This is a genomic window from Archaeoglobus profundus DSM 5631 (assembly GCF_000025285.1).
GTDB lineage: Archaea > Halobacteriota > Archaeoglobi > Archaeoglobales > Archaeoglobaceae > Archaeoglobus_B > Archaeoglobus_B profundus.
The window spans coordinates 353,174-367,601 of sequence record NC_013741.1 but is presented as its reverse complement, the minus strand read 5'-3'; the positions used below and the strand labels follow the sequence as shown (position 1 = coordinate 367,601).

The following is a 14,428-nucleotide window of genomic DNA, read 5'->3' as shown; positions in this document are numbered from 1 at the left end:
AACCCAACTCCGACAAACTATTTTAAAACTATACCCCATGCTCAAGTAGTGTACATCGTAGTTGGCGACAAAGAAATTGCAAGGAAAATTGCGAGGATATATAGCAACTGTGTGTTTGTTGGTAAGGATACCGATGATTTGAAAGATATCAATGTAATTGAAGGAGATCCACTCGAGATCATTCCTAAGCTCGATCTAAGCTCTGCTAAGGTTGTACTCGCTTCAGACGAATCAACCAATTCGAAGATTGCAGAGTTTCTGAAATCAAAAGGAGTCGATGTCGTAGAAGTGAATGTTGAAAGGGTTTGCGATCTTTACAGAAAGCTGAGAATTGATAGGGCAAGCAATGGGACTGGAGTGAGGAGAAAGTACTTGGAGACTGTTGTTGGGAAGTCTTTGAGCGGCGTTCCCTTAAGAAGGATGGACATGGGTGACGAATGTGCTGTAGTATCGGTTTTCAGAGGAGGAAAACTGCTTAGACCTCATCCCGAACTTATCTTGAAAGAAGGGGATACACTCGGAATTCTTTGCGGTGAAGAGATCAGACAAGCAAGAAACCCCTTTGACAATATTTTGAGGATCCTTAGAGGATACAGAGATGAGGATATAATTACAGAGTCGCGAATGCTTTCCGAGAGGTTTGAATCCAATATAATCACTCTAAAGCTAGTTTCGGGAAATGCTGGTATCGTGAAAGATCTTACAAAGCTTGATGAAGCCGACTTAGTGGTGACTTCAGCCATCAAAAAGAAAGATAACTTAATAGAAGAGCTTTCAAAGGTTCACCCAACTGTTGTTGCTAGGGGGAAGAGAGAGTACAAGAAGATACTTGCAGTTGTAAACTCGAGCGACCCCTTTAAGATTATCTCCCTTTCAAAGGTGTTTGCAAGGGCTTTCGATTATGTAAAGCTCCTACTTCTTGAAAAGGAGCAGTTGGTGTACGCTTCGAAAGTAATTGAGACTTCAGTTGATGTCAGCGTTACCGAAGGAAATCCCTTCGTTGAGTTTGTCAGAGAATTTAAGAGGAGATACGATCTTCTGATAATCTCGCTTAAGAACGATGTCGGAAACATAGATGAAGATATTATCTGGAAGGTAATTGTCGATATGGATACATCGGTGCTTCTGGTATGAGCGAGGATCTGATCACAATAACTCTAATTTCCCTAATTGCCTTTCTCTCGCCTCTCTTAGCCGAGAGGCTGAACATTCCTGCAGTGGTTGTAGAGCTTGTGTTAGGTATGTTTCTAGGTGTAAGCTTTCTAAACGCCATTAAACATTCTGAGTGGCTGTCGTTCCTAGCTCTCTTGGGTCTGATATTCTTAATGTTTCTATCAGGTCTTGAGATTGACATTACGGCAATATTAAGGGAGAAGCGTACTTTACCTCTTAGCGTAGCGTTTCTAATTCTATCTCTGATTGTATCGTTCGCAATCACACAGGCACTTGGATTGAGTTTACTCTACGCGATACTGCTGGCAAACGTTGCCGTCGGTATAGTAGTATCGACTTTGAGGGAGTTAAAGATAGAGAAGACGAAGTTCGGGCAGATGAGCATAATAACGGCTTTTATAACAGACGTAACGACTATGTTTCTGCTTTCCATCTACTTCCTTTCCGGATTCATCCAAATAATCTTCGCATTTCTGATAATAGTAGCATTCTTCATATCCTACCACTTGGGCAGATTGGTAATTTGGCACTTTCCCGAATTCGTGGCAAGGTGGTTCGTTAGGGATCCAATGGAGATAGGAGTAAGAGGCTCTCTCGCAATAATGACTGTATTCGTCGGTTTAAGCTATATCTTAGGTGTTGAGGCAATACTCGGTGCTTTCTTGGCTGGACTTCTTCTCTCAACCTTGTTCAGAGGTGGTAAAAAGCTATATGACAAGCTCTATGGAATAGGCTACGGCTTTCTAATCCCCATTTTCTTCATCAAAACTGGTGCCGAATTCTACTTCAGAATAGATTTAAACATGATCAAGTTTGCGTTAATCCTGCTTGCAGTATCTTACATCGTTAAAGTCTTGCCAGCACTTATTTTGAGGTTTGAAAGAGCTCTTACCTTTGGAGTTCTACAATCAACAAAACTAAGCTTAACAGTGGCGGGGGTAACAATAGGAGTTTCAGCTGGCATTCTTTCGGACTTCGAAGCAACTTCCCTCATAACTTTCACGATAATTTCGTGCCTGATATCTCCGACAATCTTCAGACTTCTTTACAGATAATCTTCAACGTAAGCGTTCACGATCCTCTTGGCAACATCTCTCTTCAATCCTTTGACCCATTCGACCCTCTTGGGCGTAACTATAACAACTCTCGTATCCACAGTTCCCATTCCCCTTTCCTTAACATCGTTTGCAACGACCATCTCCAGTTTATCTTCCTCCATCTTTCTCTTAGCCACTTCAATTAGTTCTTCATCGCTCAAGCCCGTTTCAGCCTTGAATCCTATGATAGGCCCGTCGTAAACCTTTCTTACCTCCTTAATTATCTTCGGAGCCTGCTTCAGCTTTAAAACGAGTTCTTCAGTTGTTTTTATTTTCGAGTCGACTCTATCGACTACAAAATCTGAAGGGGCCGAGGCACATACGAATAGATCGCAGTTTTCAATTTCCTTTAGAACGGCATCGAGCATGTCCTTAACTGAGACAACCTTAACCACTTTGAAATTCGGAGGGTCAATCTCTATGGGCTTTGACGAAATCAGAACTACTTCAGCCTTCCTTCTCCAGAATTCTAAAGCCAATTCGTTGCCCATCCTACCAGAACTTTTGTTGCTGATGAACCTGATAGGGTCTATAAACTCGAAAGTCGGACCTGATGTAACGACAACTCTCTTACCTTTAAACTCGTCACTGCTCAAAGCCCTCTCAACATGGAGAACTATCCTTTCAACCTCAGCGAGCTTGGCCTTTAACCCCTCAAACTTCGGCTTTATCTCCTCAACGCCCTTACTTCTCAAAATCTCCAAGTTGTCCTTAATAGCTTCATACATTGCCAAATGCATCGCCGGAGCAACCAGAACGGGTTTTCCACTTCCCAAAGCTGTTAAAGCCACTAGTGTAACGTTTGTATCTGCGATGCCGTGAGCTATCTTCGATATAGTGTTGGCCGTAGCTGGAGCAATTAGAAGTAAATCCGCTTCACCTCCATACCCCAAAAATCTGACGTGGTAAGATTCGTCAAATTCCTCCAAAACTTCATCGCATGCAAACTTCATCAGCTCTGGCGTAACGAATTTCTTAGCATCATCGCTTAAAACTGCTACAACCTTAAATCCTCTCCTCTTTAACTCTCTCGCAATGTTAAAGGAATTTACTGCTGAAACGCTTCCAGTAATTCCCAAAACTATCGTCTTCAGCATAGCTCCCTGTAAACTTCTTCAAGATCTACTTTAACCGGCTTCCCAAACGTTATAGGCCTCGTTTCTTCATCCTCATACCTTGGAATTACGTGAATATGAGCGTGCATTATGACTTGCCCAGCCTGCTTTCCGATGTTACTAACGATGTTGAACCCAGCTGGATTAAACACCTTCAGCTTCTCGCAAACAGCCTTAATAGCTTCGTGCAAATCTTTCGCTAAATCGGAAGGAACCTCCAAAAGGTTCTCATAGTGCTCTTTTGGAATTACCAGCGTGTGACCCTTGCTGAGGGGGTTTATGTCCAGAAAGGCAATAACATTATCGCTTTCGTACACTACGTACGCCTTTTCTTCCTTCTTCGCAATCTTGCAAAATATGCACATACCTCAAGCGTTTGAACGACGGTATAAAAAGATTTATTCGATGCTTGTCGAAGTCCATTGACACCTTCCATCAACGCATCTGCATGAAACATTGAACTTCTCCGCACCGTAGCAGTCAAGCCATTCGCATATCGTAACAGTCAATTCTTCGAACTTTGACTGGCAAACTTGTCCGGAGCATCCTGCTACTATGCAATCTTCATCGCTATTGCATCTACCATAAGTCGACCAGCCGCAAAATTCTACATGGGGTGATAGAATGAAGTAATCACCATCCTTATTCACAAATACTACTGCTGCATTTTCTGGGACATTGAAAATCGTTACCTCACTCCTGCATATACATCTACAAAGCTCTCCGTATTGTATCTCCAAAATTCTTTGACATCCTCCCCGCACTAAAGTGCGAGGATTCCCTGCGGGGAGGTTTGAGCTTCTACGGGAGAGACCCGTAGAAGCACGGGGTGTGCCAGCACCCCGTTAAACCCGTCTCTCCCATTGAGGGAGACACGGGCTATATTTAGCACACCAACAACATCTCTATGAGCTTCTAAACCACAGTTTAGACACTTGAACAATCTTTTATGCTTATACGCATTAGTTGAACCGCATCTCGGACAGACCGATGACGTATAGTCCTCCCTAACGAATTTAACTTTAATTCCGAAGTTTTCTGCTGTCGTGATTAATCTATCGATAATGTATCTGAAGCTCCAGAAGTTGTGAATAATTGCGTTGGCTTTAGTATTCTTGTCGTTGTTTTGTCTTATTCCCTTAACGTCTCCGACTATGATTTCTGTTACTCCCCTCTCGTAGCAGAGTTTAACGAATCTGTAGATTATGGTGTTAACAGCATGTCTAAACCTTAGCTGTCTCTTTCGGTAGTATTTTCTGATTCTCCTCGTCGTATCCATTCCGTTAACTTTCTTAGCTATCGATTGGTAGTGAGCGATTTTGTGAGTCCAATACCACCAATCTGCCAACAAGGACTTACCGCTAAACGCTATTGGTTGCTTTTCACCTTCAATCCAAGCTGTTATGATGTTTATCACTCCTAAGTCTATGAAAGCTCTCTTCTCAGGGGAGATGGTACGCCTCGGTTGATCAACTTCTACAGACTGATGTGCGTACCATCTCCCCGTTAAGTCGTCGTAAAAGATTTCTAATCTCCCTTGTTTCCCTCTCCACTTTATTTCTCCAGTTATTCTAATCCTCAAACCCTTAGGCAGAACCAAATACTTCTTTCCTTCCACCTCTTCTATCCTATAACAATCGTTTCTAATGACAGTCATCAATTTCCTCTTATTCAATAACCTGTCCTTCCAGTAGCGAGGAGGAGAAACCTTACGAATGTGTGATGGTAGTTTTCTTTGATTCTTAAGCCTTAACAAGGAGAAGAAACTTCTCCAAGCTTCGTTGTTCTTCCTTATAATTTGCTGAGCGGTAGCTGAACCTAAAATCGGCTTGAACTCATCATATAGTTCCTCAACTCCTTCTTTCCAATCGAATTTTCCTTCAAAGAACAACTGTCGTCTAACGTAGTTTAGCTTATTCCATAAAACTGCTGACATCTCGCACAAGCTAAACAAAACCTTCTCCTGCTCCTTGGTTGGTCTTAGCCTGAACTTATTCACTCTTTTCATTCTTCTTAGCCTCCTTGAAGTATTGTTCTTTAACGTACTCCATTATTACGTCTGACGAGACGTTACCTGCTGTCGCTACGAAATAACTCCTTGCCCAAAGTTCTGAACCCTTAATTTTTGATTCAGGATACCTCTTACCTAACTCTCTTGAAGATGCTCCCTTGAATATCTTAATAATTTGTGCAGGAGCATACTTTGGAGGAGCTGAAACGAATAGATGAACATGGTCAGGCATAATCTCCAACGCTAAAATCTCAAATCCCCATTTCTCAGCTATCTGATGAAATATATCCTTCAAATCCTCCTTATACTTGTCTAAAATTGACCTTCGATACTTAGGAATAAACACGAAATGATAGTTGCACAGATATTTAGCATGTCTTGTCGATTTTAGTTGCATAGTTTAAATTGTGTATAATAAGAATTTTAGGTCTAATAAACACCTACCACCAACCTCCCCCCTCCCGCCTCCCCTAATTCATCCCCGCTCTAAAGAGCGGGGCTTTCTTAGCGACGTTTTGTAAGTTTTTTCCCTCCCTTTCAACCTTGACCTCAACACCGCAACAGTTAACCCAAACTACAGCGTTTAAGGTCTTATTTTGTTCATCGTATCTCGCAAATGGTTTTCCAAACCCCGCTTCACATTTTTCAACCTTATAACTCACTACGTTCGAATTATGATCAGTTGAAAACTGATAAGCTGCAAGTAAAGCCAAGATCAACATTACTGCAAGCGCAACCACCTTCAAATTCATTTTTCATCTCCCTCTTTCAAGTATTTGAAGTAATAAAACCACGTAAACCAGACAAACCACAGCAACCACAAGTAGTTTCCTGTCTTGAATGCGTTAAATCCCAGAAATCCAAGAAATCCCAAAAATCCTTTCATCCATTTCCTCATCTTCCCACCCAACTAACGTTTATGAGCTAAACCGACCAACTCATCAAAGCTGACTCCGTTTATTCTCAAGTAGGATTCTAGACCTTCTAAGATATTTTTAATCACATCGTAACTGTAGTAGAACGCGCTACCTATTTGAACGGCCCTAGCTCCTGCTAAAGCGAATTCGACAACATCTTTCCAGTTCGAGATGCCACCACACCCTATAACTGGAATGCTCACTTCCTCGTAAATGTCCCAGACGCATTTCAGAGCTATTGGCTTTATAGCCTTTCCACTGACACCACCGCTTACGTTACTCAAAATGGGCCTCTTACTTACTATATCAATAGCCATACCCCTAACTGTGTTTATAGCAACTATTCCATCAGCTTTTGCAGATTCACAAACCTTAGCCAATTCAACGTAATCGAGATTGGCAGAAACTTTTGCAAAAACTGGTTTATCCGTGTTTCTCTTCACAGCTCTAATTATCTCGTAAACCAAATCGAAATCTCTTCCTATCTCCAATCCCAAACCTTTGGCATGGGGACAGCTTAAGTTAAGTTCGAATGCATTAGCAAAATCGAATATCTTGACCAATTCGGCGAATTCCTCTGGATTAGAACCGAAAAAACTCACGATTAGCGGACAAGCACCATTAAACATCTTTAATTCTCTTGCAAATTCCTTAGCTGGAGGCGAAGCCAATCCTACCGCATTCAAAATTCCGCACTCCCAACTTATTACACAAGGATTCTTGTAACCCTCTCTCCCCTCCAATCCGACGGATTTCGTAACTACAGCTCCAGCGTGCTCCGCTATCCTGTTGAGAGAACCAGCGTGACTTCCTAAGATCCCGCTCGCGAGCATGATAGGGTTTCTAAGCCTTAGATTCGAGAGTTCAACTTCAAGCATCGTCTAATGTTATTGTTGTGATGAATTAAATTTTTTTATGACGACCGTGCAAATGATATTATCGAAAAGCTTATAAGTGTTACATAGTTAGCACATTTGCGGTGATAAATATGAGAAAAGCAATTGTAGTTAGTTTAGTGTTGGCATTCTTTGTCGTTTGCGGTGTTGCGAGTGCACACTTTACAATGGTTCTACCGAAGCTCGATGCTAAGGCGGAGGATTACTTAGCTGAGCTCGGTGAAACGAAGACACTCTACATCCTCTGGGGACACCCGTTTGAGCACATACTCTTCGACTGTCCAGATGTCGAAGTAACCCTAAAGGATCCAAAAGGTAACGTTAGAACGCTTACACCCGAAGAAGTGACGCTTGAAGGTTTGAAGGCTTGGAAGGTATCGTTCAAGGTTGAAGAGCCAGGCGATTACATAGTTGCAGTAAAACTCGTCGAAGAAGAGCACGGTCTGATCGATTACACGAAAGCGATAATACACTGTGGCGAGGAGGCTTGGGAGGGATGGGATGCTGTCGTTGGGCAGGAAGTTGAGGTAATTCCCTACACAAGACCTTACGGTATTGAAGAAGGATTCGTTTTCAGCGGTAAAGCCATTTTCAAAGGTGAACCTCTCGCCAATGCGATAGTTGAGGTAGAGAAGTATAACACGAAAGATGAAGCTGAGCCAATTGTGAAGCTTGCAGAAGAGAAGTTCAAGCAAGATCCGCCGATGATGTTCACAAGAGTCGTTAAGACAAATGACTATGGCTACTTTGCATACACGCTCGATGAACCCGGAATATGGTTCGTAGGTGTCTACGCAGAGGAAGGAGGTATGGAGAAGAGAGGAGTCATAATAGTTCCAGTGCTTGAGAAGTTCCCGCCGGAGGCAAAAGCAACGGCAGATTTGAGTGAATTGGAGAGTAAAATAGATGAATTGAGCGGAAAGATTGACACACTTGAGAGTAAGATTAGTGCGTTGAAGGGGGCGAGTGATCAGAGCATGAGCTACGGAGCGATAGGATTGGCCGTAATAGCTATAATATTGGCAATTGTGGCAATTGCGAGGAAGTAATATGGTCCACATAAGCGATGGAGTGTTAGCACCGGAGATATGGATCACCGGATACATCGTAACCGCAGTTATCCTATTTTTTACTTTGAGAAGAGTAAGAGCAGAGGATATACCGAAGATTTCAATTGTAACGTCGGCATTTTTCATAGCCTCACTCATCCACATTCCTATAGGCCCTACATCTGCTCATCTCATCTTGAACGGTCTAATGGGAATTCTGCTCGGTTTATATTCATATCCAGCCATCTTCATAGGATTGCTTCTACAAGCTCTCCTTTTCCAGCACGGAGGTATAACAACTTTGGGAATAAACACGATAAATATGGGAATTCCAGCTCTGATTGCATATTACATCTTCAGACTCAAGAAAAATCCGATCACAGCTGGTGTTGCTTGCGGATTGGCAGTATTTTTGGCAGTCCTATTAACGTCAATTGTTCTAATGTTGAGCGGTGAAGAGTTTTATGAAGTGGCTGTTTTACTATTCATAGCCCATGTACCAATTGCAATGGTAGAAGCTTTCGTATCTGCATTCGTTGTGGCAATGCTGTTGAAAGTTAAGAGAGAGGTGATAGCTTGAGGAAATATGTCGTAGCCCTGATAGTGATCTTAATCTTGGCAGTCCCAGTAAATGCACATAGAATGCACGTGAATTACAAAGTTTCCGAGGTTGAGGTTTACGCTTGGTACGGTGGCGGAGCTAAGGTTGTTGATGGTGTCGTGAAGGTTTACAGATCTGACGGAACACTCTACGTTGAAGGTAAGACGGATGAAAACGGTACTTTCAGATTCAAACCAGAGATCGGTGAAAGTTACAGGGTTGTCGTCGAATCGATGGGGCATAGAGCTGAGTGCGACGTTAATCTAACTTCTGCTCAGGTTGTTGTGAAAGAGGAGCCAATACATCTCAAGGTCATATCGGGATTGGGCTATCTGGCAGGATTGGCCGGAATTGCATCGCTCTACATTGCAAGGAGGAAGAGATGAAGCATCATCTCGTAGATAGATACTATCACTTGGATTCGCTCATACACAGACTAGATCCGAGAGCCAAGTTACTGGGAATCTTCATTCTGGTTTTTTCAATAGTACTCGTTAAAGATCTTTTGGCTTGTATCCTAGCCCTGACAATATCTTTGATCTTCTTATACTTATCGAAATTACCACTTAAATTTGCATTTGAGCAGTTAAAGTACGGCCTGATTTTTCTACTTATTCTATCGATTACTATGCTGATATTTGGCCACAGACCTTTCGAAATATTTACGAGAGCTACTTCGGCTCTGATACTCATATTCGTAGCATTTGCAACCTCCCGCTTCGATATATCCATAAAAGCCCTCAACCAAATAGGTTTTCCGAGCAAATTAACTCAGATTCTCATGTTCGCATACCGTTACATCTTCGTATTCGCTGAGGAATACGAAAAGCTGAGCATCGCTTTGAAGATGAAGGGTTTTGAAAAGAGAACAAATATTCATACGTTCGAGACAATTGCAAAGCTTATAGCTACGCTTTTCATCAGAAGCTACGAGAGAGCGGAAAGCGTTTACAGAGCAATGATTCTAAGGGGTTACACTGGAAACATCGAAACGATCACGGATTTTAAGATTACTGCGAGAGACATCTTGTTCGTTACGCTATCTTTATATCTTGCAATAACTCTGCACATCGTAGCATGGATGCTTTAGAAGTTTCAAATCTAAGCTACGCTTATGAAGATAGAAAAGTGCTTGATAACGTTACGTTTAGCGTTGAGGAAGGCGAAATTATTACGATTCTTGGCCCGAATGGAGCTGGCAAAACTACTCTGTTCTTAAACTTGGTAGGCATTTTAAAAGGTGAAGGTGAAATAAAGTTGTTTGGCAAAAAGATTGAAGATTACAGTAGAAAGGAGCTAGTTAAGACGATAGGAATGGTCTTTCAGAATCCGGACGATCAGATCTTCATGCCTACAGTGTTCGATGAGATTGCTTTCGGCTTGATAAATCTCGGATTTGAAAAGAATGAGATTGTGAGGAGGGTAAACGTTGTTTTGGAAAAGTTTGGTCTTGAAGGGTATAAAGATAGGTATCCACATCATTTAAGCTTCGGAGAAAAGAAGAAGGTTGCAATAGCATCCGCCATATGCACAGAACCGAGGATTCTGCTTCTTGATGAACCGACAGCTAACTTGGATCCAGTCTCCAGAGAAGAGCTAATAGAAATAATTAGGGATTTGAATGATGACGGAATGACAATTCTAATCGCTACACATGATACCGAATTGGCGTTGCAATCAGATAAAACAATAATACTAAACAGAGAAATTGTTAAGATCGGAAAGCCTAAGGATGTATTCTTAGATTTGGATTTACTTAGGCAGAATGGATTGGATGCACCGCAAATCGTTAAACTCTTTATGAAACTTGGCTTAAAGATACCACAATCATTGGATGAAGCTGTTGAGATAATTAAGAGGGAATTAGATGCGAACCGTCACAACTCTTAGCTTTGAATAGTATTCCTTCCCTGCAGAAGGCACAGCTTACTCCCAATTCATTGCATTTTTCTTCTATCGCCTTTAAAAGGCGGATTCTAAAATCTTTTGGCAGATACATGTAACTACCAACTCTCTCGGTGTAAATTCTCTTATAGACTTCAGCCAAATCGGGTAGAACCTTGGAAAACCTTGCCAGAATGTCTTTTCTAAGCTTGAGAGTTGACGTAACAACGTGATCGACGAAGTCGCACTTCTCAAGAACTTTCATGGCTTCATCCTCAGTTAGAAAGGGGATTATAGGGTCTAAGCGCAAGATTACGGGGACACCGCATTCTTTAATTATCTTGAGAGCCTCAATTCTCTTCTCTGGATCTGGTGCGTTTGGCTCGATAACTTTGGCTGTTTTCAAGCTTGTGATCGTGATGCCTACGGCGCTTTTCTTTGGAAATACATCCAAATCCCTTGCCACAATATCGCTTTTGGTTACGATGAGAAGTTTTATGTCAAAGTCGCTCATAATTTCTAAGCATTTTCTCGTTATCTTTAATTCTCTCTCTATCGGTGGGTAGGGGTCGCTGCTGTTTGACATCGATATCAGAGAATTTTTTGGAATCTTCTCCAGATCTTTTACAAGCTTTCTGAATAGGTCTTTTTTAAGTCTTAGTTCGTGAAATCGAGGTATGTAAGTTGAGTAGCAGTATATGCAGTTGTGATAACAGCCAGTGTAAGGGTTAAACGAAAACTTTGGCGGGCATGTGCATAACTTTGATTTCCAAGGATCAAAAGGCTTAACGTAGTACATAGCCAAAGATGAAGTAGTGACACTTATAAACATTCAAAACTTCGATATTAAAACCTTTGAAAAGCTTTAAGACGTAGTCAATATCCAGTCTTCGATCGCTTGGTGGTCCGATATCTAGACAGGATTCTTTCTTCCAGTCTATGACAGCGAAAGACTTTGCATGCTTTTTAACCCAGTCAGCGTATTCTTCTCTATTCTCTATTTCGTGAAGTGAATCTGCAAAGAGCACGAAATCAACTTCAAAATCGATCTCAGGGGGCTTGTCGGAAACTATTATCCCAACGTTTCTCAAGCCCTTATTTGCAAGCTTCTTTACAGCCTCTATATCCTTCTCAACGGCGTAAACCTTTCTGAAGAACTTTGCCAAGTGAACAGTGAAGTAACCCGTCCCTGCCCCGATGTCAAAAGCTACATTTCTACTTTCAAGCTTTTCGATCTTTTCTAAGAGTGGTTTGACGGGTAATACTTTTCTCCTCCAATCCGATTCTAAAATGTCGCTTAGCACGTTAAGACTAACAAATGCTAAATATAAGCTTAACCACAGTTTAGCATGGCTTACTCGATCAGAATATGCAGAATATTCGGGATAGATGTTAAAGCACACATAAGCTTAGCGTTGATACTGCTGATACTGTCTTACGTCTTCTACGTCAACAAACCACCATTTGGATTCTCGGATTTGCAGAATCCGATGAGGTTGATTTATTCGGTTGTTATGGCTGTATCGATATTCGTGGCTGTTCTCATTCATGAGCTTTCACACTCCCTAGTTGCAAAGAGGTTTGGTGCTAGAGTTAGGGAAATTATCCTATTCATATTTGGCGGTGTTGCGAGCATAGAGAACTTACCAAAGGAGCCAAAGAAGGAGTTCGCAATAGCCATAGCTGGTCCTCTAGCAAGTTTAGTATTATCGCTCTTTATTCTTACACCTCACAGGTTCTTACATTTATTTGGCTACTTCAATCTAATCTTGGCAATATTTAACTTAATCCCGGCTTTTCCCATGGATGGTGGAAGGGTTCTCAGGAGTCTTTTAGCAAAGAAGTTTGGATACGTCAGAGCTACAAGAATTTCGGCAAATGTTGGAAAAGCTTTCGCGATATTCATGGGTGTCTTTGGCCTTTTCTATAACATATGGCTGACATTCATAGCTCTTTTCATATACATAGGAGCTGTTGAAGAAGAGAGAGCGGTAACTTTGGAAGGATTGCTTTCAAATTACAAGGTTGGAGATGTCATGACTCCAAATCCTATCTGCGTAACTCCCGATATGACGGTAAGGGATGTTATAAGCTTAATGTTGAGGCAAAAGCACTTGGGATATCCGGTTGTTAAGGATGGCAGACTGGTTGGGATAGTCACACTCAAGGACATAACGGACGCTGATGAAAACGACGTTGTTGAGAACGTTATGAGTAGGAAAGTCATAGCAGTAACCCCAGAAACTAAAGTCTTCGAAGCTCTAAGGATAATGAGCGAGAACAGAATTGGCAGGTTACCTGTTGTGGAAGGAGATAGGGTTGTTGGTATAATATCAAGGAGTGATATAATCAAGCTGGCCGAGATACTCGAGATATTCGAAGGTGTTAAAAGTTCAAGGGAGAAGTTCGGTAGTGTTCAGAGTGATACCAGCGGTTGATCTCAAGGGTGGAAAGGTAGTCAGATTGGTTCAAGGGAGGAAAGACAAGGTTACGATCGAGCTCGAAGACCCAATAGAGGTTGCAAAGATGTGGATAAAGAAGGGGGCGAGGGTTCTACACGTTATAGACTTAGATGGCGCCTTCGAAGGGAGGCTGTTTCACGAGGATGTTATCTTGGAAATAGCAAGGATCGCAGAGACTCAGGCTGGAGGAGGTATAAGAGACTTGAAGATAGCTGAGAGACTTCTTAATTCAGGAGTTGAAAGGGTAATTTTTGGGACTCTAGCAGTTAGAGATGTAAGATCTGTGAAGACGTTCGCAAAAAAATATCCGAATAGGGTTATGATTGCCGTGGATTCTAAGAAAGGAAAAGTTGTTGTAGAGGGATGGGTTAGGAAAACGGAGCTAACGCCAATAGAAGTTGCGAAGCTTTACGAGGATTGTGAAGTCTCATTGCTCTATACGAACGTTGATGTTGAGGGTTTGGTTTCGGGTGTTGAGCTTGAGAAGATTAGGGAAGTTGTGGAAAGTACGAGCTTACCGGTTTACGTTGCCGGAGGTATAAGTAGTCCGGATGATGTAAGAGCGATAAAGAAGTGCGGAGCCGTGGGAGTTATTATAGGATCGGCTCTGTATACGGGTAAGGTCAGACTTGAAGATCTTTTGGGGGAGGAGGAATGAGGGTTTTGAGAAAGGCTGTTGTTAGGAGAAAGACAGGGGAAGTGGATATATACATTGAATTGGATCTCGATTCGAAGGGTTATACGATTGAGATGGACATTCCATTCTTCAGGCACATGCTCGAAACCTTGGCAAAGCACTCGAACGTGAGTTTAACGCTTAGAGCTTTCGGAGATGACGAACATCACACAATTGAAGATACTGCAATAGCTTTGGGAACTGCAGTCGCCAAAGCTTTGGGGGATAAGAGGGGTATAAGGCGCTTTGGACAGGCGATAGTTCCTATGGATGATGCTTTAGCGATATGTGGTCTAGATTTGAGCGGCAGGGGTTACTTTGTCATCGAGGGCGATATTAACGAGAACTACGTCCACTTCTTCGACACATTCTGCAGAAATTCGGGGATGAATGTACATCTGATCGTTAAAGGGCAAAACATGCACCACAAGATCGAAGCCTGCTTTAAGGCACTTGCTCTAGCATTCAGACAGGCTAAGGAGGTAATTGGCGAGGATGTTCTAAGCACGAAGGGAGTTTTGGATTGAGTAAACAAAATTAAGCAATC

The 14,428-nt window shown here is 42.0% G+C and carries 20 protein-coding genes; 10 read left to right on the top strand and 10 right to left on the bottom strand.

Annotated elements, in window-relative coordinates; translation table 11 throughout:
* The first annotated feature begins 48 nt into the window (after positions 1-48).
* Together ARCPR_RS02155 and ARCPR_RS02150 are read left to right on the top strand one after the other, a co-directional pair.
* The gene (locus ARCPR_RS02155; RefSeq protein ID WP_012939833.1) at positions 49-1,134 is read left to right on the top strand and encodes a TrkA C-terminal domain-containing protein; all 1,086 of its coding nucleotides are present in this window, start codon (positions 49-51) and stop codon (positions 1,132-1,134) included.
* Positions 1,131-2,228, top strand: coding sequence for a cation:proton antiporter (locus ARCPR_RS02150; RefSeq protein WP_012939832.1), 1,098 nt, complete (start codon positions 1,131-1,133; stop codon positions 2,226-2,228). The genes ARCPR_RS02155 and ARCPR_RS02150 overlap by 4 nt, the downstream gene beginning before the upstream one ends.
* Here the strand turns inward: ARCPR_RS02150 and coaBC are convergent.
* The 8 genes from coaBC to ARCPR_RS02115 all read right to left on the bottom strand — a co-directional run bounded on the left by coaBC (position 2,219) and on the right by ARCPR_RS02115 (position 7,191).
* Positions 2,219-3,367 carry a bifunctional phosphopantothenoylcysteine decarboxylase/phosphopantothenate--cysteine ligase CoaBC gene (gene coaBC, locus ARCPR_RS02145; protein ID WP_012939831.1) on the bottom strand — a complete coding sequence of 383 codons (1,149 nt, stop codon included), beginning with the start codon at positions 3,365-3,367 and terminating at the stop codon, positions 2,219-2,221. The genes ARCPR_RS02150 and coaBC overlap by 10 nt on opposite strands.
* The gene (locus tag ARCPR_RS02140; protein ID WP_012939830.1) at positions 3,361-3,750 is read right to left on the bottom strand and encodes an HIT family protein; all 390 of its coding nucleotides are present in this window, start codon (positions 3,748-3,750) and stop codon (positions 3,361-3,363) included. The genes coaBC and ARCPR_RS02140 overlap by 7 nt, the downstream gene beginning before the upstream one ends.
* A gap of 33 nt (positions 3,751-3,783) precedes the next feature.
* Complete coding sequence (locus ARCPR_RS02135; protein WP_187286417.1) at positions 3,784-4,125, bottom strand: eight-cysteine-cluster domain-containing protein; 342 nt, start codon at positions 4,123-4,125, stop codon at positions 3,784-3,786.
* Positions 4,126-4,148: 23 nt separating this feature from the next.
* On the bottom strand, positions 4,149-5,393 hold the full coding sequence (locus ARCPR_RS02130) for an RNA-guided endonuclease InsQ/TnpB family protein (protein ID WP_012939828.1): 1,245 nt from the start codon (positions 5,391-5,393) through the stop codon (positions 4,149-4,151).
* The gene (gene tnpA, locus ARCPR_RS02125; protein ID WP_012939827.1) at positions 5,377-5,793 is read right to left on the bottom strand and encodes an IS200/IS605 family transposase; all 417 of its coding nucleotides are present in this window, start codon (positions 5,791-5,793) and stop codon (positions 5,377-5,379) included. The genes ARCPR_RS02130 and tnpA overlap by 17 nt, the downstream gene beginning before the upstream one ends.
* 73 nt (positions 5,794-5,866) lie before the next feature.
* Complete coding sequence (locus ARCPR_RS02120; protein ID WP_012939826.1) at positions 5,867-6,148, bottom strand: hypothetical protein; 282 nt, start codon at positions 6,146-6,148, stop codon at positions 5,867-5,869.
* Positions 6,145-6,294 (bottom strand): DUF3796 domain-containing protein, encoded by a 150-nt coding sequence (locus ARCPR_RS09700; RefSeq protein ID WP_012939825.1) that lies wholly within the window; start codon positions 6,292-6,294, stop codon positions 6,145-6,147. The genes ARCPR_RS02120 and ARCPR_RS09700 overlap by 4 nt, the downstream gene beginning before the upstream one ends.
* Positions 6,295-6,306: 12 nt before the next feature.
* A complete protein-coding gene (locus ARCPR_RS02115) occupies positions 6,307-7,191 on the bottom strand; it encodes a dihydroorotate dehydrogenase (RefSeq protein WP_012939824.1) in 885 nt (294 codons plus the stop codon).
* A 110-nt stretch (positions 7,192-7,301) separates the two neighbouring features.
* Between ARCPR_RS02115 and ARCPR_RS02110 the strand changes: the two genes are divergently transcribed.
* From ARCPR_RS02110 to ARCPR_RS02090, 5 genes are read left to right on the top strand one after another with little or no spacing between them, the layout of a single operon-like run.
* Positions 7,302-8,258, top strand: a complete 957-nt coding sequence (locus ARCPR_RS02110) for a DUF4198 domain-containing protein (RefSeq protein ID WP_012939823.1) — start codon at positions 7,302-7,304, stop codon at positions 8,256-8,258.
* A 1-nt stretch (position 8,259) separates the two neighbouring features.
* Positions 8,260-8,838 (top strand): cobalt transporter CbiM, encoded by a 579-nt coding sequence (gene cbiM / locus ARCPR_RS02105; protein ID WP_012939822.1) that lies wholly within the window; start codon positions 8,260-8,262, stop codon positions 8,836-8,838.
* Positions 8,835-9,245 (top strand): DUF4249 domain-containing protein, encoded by a 411-nt coding sequence (locus ARCPR_RS02100; protein WP_012939821.1) that lies wholly within the window; start codon positions 8,835-8,837, stop codon positions 9,243-9,245. Before cbiM ends, ARCPR_RS02100 begins: the two co-directional genes overlap by 4 nt.
* Positions 9,242-9,949, top strand: coding sequence for an energy-coupling factor transporter transmembrane component T family protein (locus ARCPR_RS02095; protein WP_012939820.1), 708 nt, complete (start codon positions 9,242-9,244; stop codon positions 9,947-9,949). The genes ARCPR_RS02100 and ARCPR_RS02095 overlap by 4 nt, the downstream gene beginning before the upstream one ends.
* Positions 9,937-10,749 carry an energy-coupling factor ABC transporter ATP-binding protein gene (locus ARCPR_RS02090; protein ID WP_012939819.1) on the top strand — a complete coding sequence of 271 codons (813 nt, stop codon included), beginning with the start codon at positions 9,937-9,939 and terminating at the stop codon, positions 10,747-10,749. Before ARCPR_RS02095 ends, ARCPR_RS02090 begins: the two co-directional genes overlap by 13 nt.
* Here ARCPR_RS02090 and ARCPR_RS02085 read toward each other — a convergent pair.
* Together ARCPR_RS02085 and ARCPR_RS02080 are read right to left on the bottom strand one after the other, a co-directional pair.
* On the bottom strand, positions 10,712-11,542 hold the full coding sequence (locus ARCPR_RS02085) for an SPL family radical SAM protein (protein ID WP_012939818.1): 831 nt from the start codon (positions 11,540-11,542) through the stop codon (positions 10,712-10,714). The genes ARCPR_RS02090 and ARCPR_RS02085 overlap by 38 nt on opposite strands.
* Entirely contained in the window at positions 11,529-12,047 is a 519-nt protein-coding gene (locus ARCPR_RS02080; protein WP_012939817.1) for a class I SAM-dependent methyltransferase, read from the bottom strand. The genes ARCPR_RS02085 and ARCPR_RS02080 overlap by 14 nt, the downstream gene beginning before the upstream one ends.
* A 45-nt stretch (positions 12,048-12,092) precedes the next feature.
* Here ARCPR_RS02080 and ARCPR_RS02075 point away from each other — a divergent pair, with 45 nt between their 5' ends.
* Genes ARCPR_RS02075 through ARCPR_RS02065 form a run of 3 tightly spaced genes read left to right on the top strand, consistent with a single transcriptional unit; the run spans position 12,093 to position 14,408 of the window.
* Positions 12,093-13,181, top strand: a complete 1,089-nt coding sequence (locus tag ARCPR_RS02075; RefSeq protein ID WP_012939816.1) for a M50 family metallopeptidase — start codon at positions 12,093-12,095, stop codon at positions 13,179-13,181.
* Positions 13,156-13,863 carry a 1-(5-phosphoribosyl)-5-[(5-phosphoribosylamino)methylideneamino]imidazole-4-carboxamide isomerase gene (hisA, locus tag ARCPR_RS02070; RefSeq protein ID WP_048084318.1) on the top strand — a complete coding sequence of 236 codons (708 nt, stop codon included), beginning with the start codon at positions 13,156-13,158 and terminating at the stop codon, positions 13,861-13,863. The genes ARCPR_RS02075 and hisA overlap by 26 nt, the downstream gene beginning before the upstream one ends.
* Positions 13,860-14,408, top strand: a complete 549-nt coding sequence (locus ARCPR_RS02065) for an imidazoleglycerol-phosphate dehydratase (protein ID WP_012939814.1) — start codon at positions 13,860-13,862, stop codon at positions 14,406-14,408. The genes hisA and ARCPR_RS02065 overlap by 4 nt, the downstream gene beginning before the upstream one ends.
* The last annotated feature ends 20 nt before the right edge of the window (positions 14,409-14,428 follow it).